At 66.1% G+C, this 6,583-nt stretch carries 6 protein-coding genes; 2 read left to right on the plus strand and 4 right to left on the minus strand.

The genetic code is table 11. From position 1 onward, the window contains the following. Window positions 1-114: 114 nt before the first annotated feature. Window positions 115-3,084, minus strand: a complete 2,970-nt coding sequence (locus tag ACAX61_RS19410; RefSeq protein WP_042491074.1) for a Tn3 family transposase — start codon at window positions 3,082-3,084, stop codon at window positions 115-117. A 129-nt stretch (window positions 3,085-3,213) separates the two neighbouring features. Here ACAX61_RS19410 and ACAX61_RS19415 point away from each other — a divergent pair, with 129 nt between their 5' ends. Further along, window positions 3,214-3,840, plus strand: coding sequence for a recombinase family protein (locus ACAX61_RS19415; RefSeq protein ID WP_082052512.1), 627 nt, complete (start codon window positions 3,214-3,216; stop codon window positions 3,838-3,840). Window positions 3,841-3,863: 23 nt separating this feature from the next. Here ACAX61_RS19415 and ACAX61_RS19420 read toward each other — a convergent pair whose 3' ends face one another. From ACAX61_RS19420 to ACAX61_RS19430, 3 genes are read right to left on the minus strand one after another with little or no spacing between them, the layout of a single operon-like run. Further along, on the minus strand, window positions 3,864-4,643 hold the full coding sequence (locus ACAX61_RS19420) for a sulfite exporter TauE/SafE family protein (RefSeq protein WP_042469177.1): 780 nt from the start codon (window positions 4,641-4,643) through the stop codon (window positions 3,864-3,866). 7 nt (window positions 4,644-4,650) lie between these two features. Further along, window positions 4,651-5,169 carry a rhodanese family protein gene (locus tag ACAX61_RS19425; RefSeq protein WP_042469176.1) on the minus strand — a complete coding sequence of 173 codons (519 nt, stop codon included), beginning with the start codon at window positions 5,167-5,169 and terminating at the stop codon, window positions 4,651-4,653. Window positions 5,170-5,173: 4 nt separating this feature from the next. Next, entirely contained in the window at window positions 5,174-5,491 is a 318-nt protein-coding gene (locus ACAX61_RS19430) for an ArsR/SmtB family transcription factor (protein ID WP_042469298.1), read from the minus strand. 68 nt (window positions 5,492-5,559) lie between these two features. On the opposite strand from ACAX61_RS19430, the gene ACAX61_RS19435 reads away from it, so the two are divergent. Continuing rightward, window positions 5,560-6,435 (plus strand): MBL fold metallo-hydrolase, encoded by an 876-nt coding sequence (locus ACAX61_RS19435; protein WP_061780293.1) that lies wholly within the window; start codon window positions 5,560-5,562, stop codon window positions 6,433-6,435. Window positions 6,436-6,583 lie beyond the last annotated feature (148 nt).

Genomic DNA, 6,583 nt, shown 5'->3' on the forward strand with positions numbered 1-6,583 from the left:
TGCACGTCCAGACCAACGTATTTCACTGCCTCCGTCATGACTCGCCTCCGCTGCTGAAAAATCCATCATCAGCATCTCAGATTCGAGCCTCCGAGGCTCGGGCAGTCATGGGGTCTAAGCGTCCCGGCTTTGCTGGTGGAGGCGCAGCGGCCTGAACCGCTCGCGAGGTTTGTCGATCTCGCCCCAGAGATAGTCGCCGGTGAGGCCGATATGCTCCCAGCCCAGAGGGGCGACGTGGGCGAGCAGCTCGTCGGGCACGTCGACGCCGCTGCCGCGCAGATGACGGACAGCTCGGTCGAGATAGACGGTGTTCCAGAGCGTCATGGCCGCGGTGACGAGGGTCAGGCCGGAGGCGCGATGGCGCTGGTTCTCGAAGGTGCGGTCGCGCAGTTCGCCGAGGCGGTTGAAGAAGATGGCGCGGGCGAGCGCGTTGCGGGCCTCGCCCTTGTTGAGAATGCTGCCGGTGCGACGACGCTGGTCGGGATCATCGAACCAGTCGAGCATGAACAGGGTGCGTTCGATCCGACCTATCTCCCGCAGCGCGCGGGCGACCGAGTTCTGACGCGGGAAGCCCGCCAGCTTGCGGAGCATGACCGAGGCGCTCACCGTGCCGGCGCGGATCGAGGCGGCAAGGCGCAGGGTTTCGTCCCAGTTCTCCTCGATCGCGCGGATCTTGACCGGACCGGCGACGAGCGGGCGCAGCGTCGGCCACGAGTCGAGCGGCGACAGGCTGTAGAGCCGGCGCTCGTTGAGGTCGCGGATGCGGGGCGCGAAGCGGAAGCCGAGCAGATGGCACAGGCCGAAGACATGATCGACCGCGCCGGCGGTATCGGTCGCATGTTCGCGGATGACCAGCTCGCTTTCATGGTCGAGCAGGCCGTCGAGGACATGCGCGGCCTCGCCGGCATTGGCGGCGATGACCTTGGTGTGGAACGGCGTGAAGCGGTCGGTGACGTGGGTGTAGAACAGCACGCCTGGTTCGGTGCCATAGCGGGCGTTGTGATCGGCGCGGGCCTCGCCCTGACCACCGGCACGAAAGAACTGCCCGTCCGACGACGATGTATCGCCCGGTCCCCAGACCGCCGCGAGCGGATGCGCGGTATGGCAATCGACGATCGCCGCCAGCGCCGACAGATAGGTTTCGTCGCGCACATGCCATTCCGCCGTCCAGCGCAGGCGAGACAACGTCAGCCCGCGCGAGCTTTCGGCCATGCGGCCCAGGCCGAGGTTGGTCGCATCGGCGAGGATCGCACCCATCAGCGCGGACTGGTCGGAGGCGGGGGCGCCGCTGCGCGCATGGACGAAACGGTCGGCGAATCCCGACCATGCGGCGACCTCGACCAGCAGATCGGTGATTCGGACGCGCGGCAGCATCGCGTAGAGCCGGGCCTTTAGCGCATCGGCATCGTCGGACGGGGATCGCCGGATCGACGATATGAGCAACTGCCCGCGTTCGATCGTCACATCGACCAGCTCGCCCGCTGCGGCTGCGCGCTCCACCTCCGTCATGCGCCGGGCCAACAGGGTGCGGCGTTCCTCGTACCATTTGGAAAAGTCGGTCGGCACAACCAGGCGCAGATCGCCGCTCGCGCGCATCGCTTCGAAGGCGGGCATGGGCAGCTGATAGTCGTCGAGCGTGCGATAGGCGCGGCTGCCGTCCACCCAGATGCTGCCCGAGCCGAGCCGCTCGCGCAGGTGGGCGATCACTGCGATCTCATAGGCGCGCCGGTCTATCGTCCCTTCCGCCGGCTGCACGACCTTGCGCCAGCGCGGCTTGATGAAGCTGGTCGGCACTCGCTTCGGCAGGACCGATCGACCGTCGCGGTACATCGTGCGCAGCACCTCGATCGCGCCGAGCAGCGGATCAGCCAACCGCGCGGTGCGGAAGGTGAAAGCGGCGAGAAACGTCGGGGCGAAACGCCGCACGGCGGGATAGCGTTCGACCACTTCTTCCAGCCCGTCATCGGCCGAGCGCGTCAGATCCTCGGCAAAGCGGATGCTGCGTTCGAGCTGATCCCAGCCCATCTTCGCGTCGATCGCGCGGAAGGCATCGCGCCCGCTCGCACGAGCATCTACCAGCAGGCGACCGAGCCGGGCATGGAAACGCGCGGTGTCCTTCAGCATCCGTGCCTGGCCGAGCAGCCGATCGGAGCGGGTGCGGTCGGCACGGCGGAACAGCGCGCCCACCATCTTCTCCACCATGACCAGCGCGGCGTCGGTCAACGTCGCTTCCATCTCGATCACGGAAGCTACGAGCATGGCGAGCCGGCGCGGACGTTCGAGACGCCGCAGGTGCTGGGCGGTGACGATGCCGGCGGTCCGCGCAATGACGGCATAGCGAGCAGCATGGATACGTCGTGCTCGATCAGCCGCGATCCCGATGCCGCGCACGGTGTCGAGCCGTTCGACGATTCCCTTCAGGTTCGCGGCCGATGGTGCTTCCGGCCATTCGCGTATCCATCCTAGCCGGGTGCGCCCATCATCGTCGGAGGCGATCATGTGTTCGAGTGCGGCTTCCTGTTCGGTCGAACAGTCGCGGATCAGATTGGAATGGGCCGCCTTGCGCGCCCGTGTCCGCACGATGAGGGCGAGCCGTTCCAGCGTCGATGTCGCCGGCAGTACGATCCGGTCCGCCCGCAAGCGATCGACCATGCCTGTGACGATCGTCTCACCTCTATCAGTCGAAGCGGCAATCTCCGATCCCAGCGCCAGCATCGCCCGTACATCCACCCGCGCGAAGGCGCGCAGACCGAGCAGAGCTTCGATCTCGGCCCGGTGTTCGCGCAATGTCGTGGGGCGCGTGGCATAGCCGGTGAAGTCGTCGGCTACGCACCCGATCTGATCGGCGAGCAGCGCGAGCATGGCGGCGGGCACCGCATCCCCCGTCAGTAGCCTGCGACCGGGATGACGCAGGTAGCAAAGCTGCACCGCATAGCCGAGCCGGTTCGCCCCGCGCCGACGTCGCGCCACCTGTGCCAGATCGTCGGGACCGAGCGTATAGAGCCGTTCGATCGTCGCGCGATCGGCAGGCGGGTCGAAGATCACAGCACGCTGCGCGGGCGACAGGATGGTCTTGGTCGGCATCGGCTTCCTGTTCGTCACGAAACAGGAAAGCGTACCCGTTCATGGAGCATAGACCAGAAGACGGGTTATGTGACATTATCGCGATTGATCGACGGGCAATGCCGCTCCGTCACGTGAACGGACGTATATGTGACAACGCAGATCGGTTACGCGCGGGTGTCCAAGGCGGACGGCAGCCAGGTCCACGACCTGCAGCACGACGCGCTGGTCGCGGCCGGCGTCGATCCCGAGCATATCTATGAGGATGCCGCATCGGGCCGGCTCGACAAGCGACCGGGACTGGACGCCTGCCTGAAGGCGCTGCGCCGCGACGACACGCTGGTCATCTGGAAACTCGATCGGCTCGGCCGCGATTTGCGCCACCTCGTCAATACGGTTGGTGATCTGACGAAGCGTGGCATCGGGTTGAAGGTGCTGGCGGGCGAAGGCGCGTCGATTGACACAACCACCGCCAACGGTCGGCTGATCTTCGCGATTTTCGCCGGCCTCGCCGAGTTCGAGCGAGAACTGATCGTCGAGCGCACGCGCGCCGGTCTGGAGTCCGCTCGGGCACGCGGTCGGCACGGCGGGCGTCCGTTCAAGATGACGCCGGCCAAACTGCGTCTCGCCCAGGCCGCGATGGGCAAACCGGAAACCAAGGTCGCGGAGCTATGCGCCGAACTCGGCGTGACGCGCCAAACACTCTACCGACACGTCACGCCGAAGGGCGAGATCAGGCCCGATGGTGAAAAGCTGTTGGCGCGAGGGCGCCGATAGCAGTCGGCTGAAGCTGCTCAGGTTCAGAGCGACGATGCCGTAACGTAGGTTCCTACCGCAATCACGACGGCGGCAAAGCCACGTTCGAGCAGCCCCTTACGGGTGCCGAGAACCTTGCCCAATGCAATACCGCCGATCGTTCCAGCGACGCCGCCCACGACCAGCATCGCGGTCACGCTCCAGTCGACCAGCCCCGACAGGGCGTAGGACAAGGCGGTGGTCAACCCCAGCGCGCTGACGACGACCAGCGACGTGCCGATCGCGAAGGGCAGCGGCATCGCGGTCGCGAGGATCAGCCCCGGCACGATCAGGAAGCCGCCCCCGATCCCGAAGAAGCCGGCGGCAAGCCCGACGCCCAGCCCGATCGGAACCAAGCGCGGCAGCAGCGTCGAGGCGCTATCGCGGGTCAGTCGCACGTCCGGCGCTTCCGCCGTGCGGCGCTTGCGCAACATCGACAAACCGACGCCAATCATCAGAAGCCCGAACAGGACAAGCAGTCGCTTGCCGTCGAACGCCTTGCCCAACTCCGCCCCCAGCGCCGCGCCGATCATTCCGGAGACGGCGAAGACACTGGCGCACCGCCATTTCACGCGGCCCGCTCGCGCATGGCCGACCAGGCTGGCAAGCGCATTGACGGTGACGGCGACAGCGGCCGTCCCGATCGCAGCGTGCGGTGATCCGACGCCGACAACATAGATCAGGAGTGGCACGGCGAGGATCGACCCGCCTCCGCCGACAAGGCCGAGGATCAGGCCAATCACGCCGCCCGATGCAAGCGCGGCAAGGGTGGCAGCGGTGTCCACGATCGCCTCAGGCTGTCGCGCGCCGGTTCCAGGGCATGACGCGCAGCAGGTTGGCCATGCCGCACCACCCCGTCACGCCCGCGAACATCAGCCCCGCCCCGACGAACGCCGACAGCCCGAAGAAGCCGGGAGCGACGAACGTGCCGAGCAGAACGCCGATCAGCACCAGCCCACCGGCGGTAATCTGCACCTGCCGCATGATTTCCAACGGCTGCGACCGATCGGCGACGGTGGGCTGTCCTGCCTGCCGCCACGCATCGATGCCGCCGCCCAGGATATAGGCCGGCGCGCCACCCGCTGCCGCGCCGAGCTGCGCCGCATTGGCGGCGGTGCGCATCCCGGACTTGCAGTGAAAGACGACCGGACGATCGTCGCGCGGGAGATCGCCGATCCGGTCGAGCGGCACGTTCATCGCGCCGGGAATGCGTTCGCGCGCATGCTCGTCGGCACCGCGAATGTCGATCAGGCGCGCACCGGCATCGATCGCGGCACGGGTATCGTCGGGAGAAAGGGTCGCGAGCGTCATCGCATCAATCCTTGCAGTAGAGCTGGTAGAGAGTGCCGAGCAGCGTTTCGACGCGGGCATCCGCGATGGCGTACCAGAGCGTCTGGCTCTCCCGCCGGTAGGTGACGAGACCCTCGTCGCGCATCCTGGCCAGGTGCTGCGAGCAGGCCGACTGCGACAAGCCGACATCACGGGCCAGATCGCCGACCGTCATCTCGCCATGCTCGACCAGCTTGCACAGCAGCATCAGCCGGCGAGCATTGCCGATCGCCTTCAGCGTGTCGGCGACCTGCCCGGCCTTCGCCTCGAATGTCGCCAGGTCCATCGGCGGTTTGAGCATCATCGCCACTCCATTAGGTGTTGCTTATGTAGCACCAGCTAATATATTAGCAAGCGCTAACGGAGAAAATCATGACTCAGCCCCTCATCGAGGCGTTTTTCGACGAGCCGACCAATACGATTAGCTACCTCGTCGGCGATCCCGCGACACGGACTGCGGCGGTGATCGATCCAGTCCTCGACTTCGACATGGCGAGCGGCGTCGCCGACACGCGCTCGGCCGAGCGGATCGTCGCCTTCGCCCGCGAGCAGGACTGGCGGATCGCGATGGTGCTGGAGACGCACGCTCATGCCGATCATCTGTCGGCCGCACCCTTCATCAAGGCGCATACAGGCGCATGGATCGGGATCGGCGCGCATATCCGCGACGTGCAGAAAATCTTCCGCCCCGTGTTCGCGATGGATGATCTGAAAACGGACGGCTCGGACTTCGACCGCCTGTTCGAGAATGGCGACCAGTTCGCGATCGGGGCGCTGGCGGTCGAGGTGCTGCATGTCCCCGGCCACACCCCGGCCGACGTGACCTATCTGATCGGCGATGCGGCGTTCGTCGGGGATACGCTGTTCATGCCCGACTATGGCACCGCCCGCGCCGACTTCCCGGGCGGGGATGCGCGGACGCTCTATCGCTCGATCCGCCGGCTATTGGCGCTGCCCGACGAGACGCGACTGTTCCTCTGCCACGACTACAAGGCACCGGGTCGCGACGACTATCGCTGGGAGACGACGGTGGGCGAGCAGCGACGGTCGAGCGTCCACGTCCATGACGGTGTGAATGAGGACGACTTCGTCGCCATGCGCGAGCAGCGTGACGCCGGGCTATCCGTGCCCAAGCTCCTGCTGCCCTCGATCCAGGTCAACATCCGCGCGGGCCATTTCGATCAGGCGGAGGCGAACGGTGTCACCTACTTGCGTATTCCGGTAAAATGGAAAGCCGGCCATCCGTGATGTCATACGATCGCTGACACGGCTTTGTGCTTAGACCCCATGACTGCCCGAGCCTCGGAGGCTCGAATCTGAGATGCTGATGATGGATTTTTCAGCAGCGGAGGCGAGTCATGACGGAGGCAGTGAAATACGTTGGTCTGGACGTGCA

Source organism: Sphingomonas sp. IW22, assembly GCF_041321155.1.
Taxonomy (GTDB): Bacteria; Pseudomonadota; Alphaproteobacteria; order Sphingomonadales; family Sphingomonadaceae; genus Sphingomonas.

Excerpts from the sequence above, each read along its gene's own strand:
- ACAX61_RS19430 (WP_042469298.1), bottom strand. The coding sequence starts at position 5,491 with ATGATGCTCAAACCGCCGATGGACCTGGCGACATTCGAGGCGAAGGCC.
- ACAX61_RS19435 (WP_061780293.1), top strand. The coding sequence starts at position 5,560 with ATGACTCAGCCCCTCATCGAGGCGTTTTTCGACGAGCCGACCAATACG.
- ACAX61_RS19410 (WP_042491074.1), bottom strand. The coding sequence starts at position 3,084 with ATGCCGACCAAGACCATCCTGTCGCCCGCGCAGCGTGCTGTGATCTTC.
- ACAX61_RS19425 (WP_042469176.1), bottom strand. The coding sequence starts at position 5,169 with ATGACGCTCGCGACCCTTTCTCCCGACGATACCCGTGCCGCGATCGAT.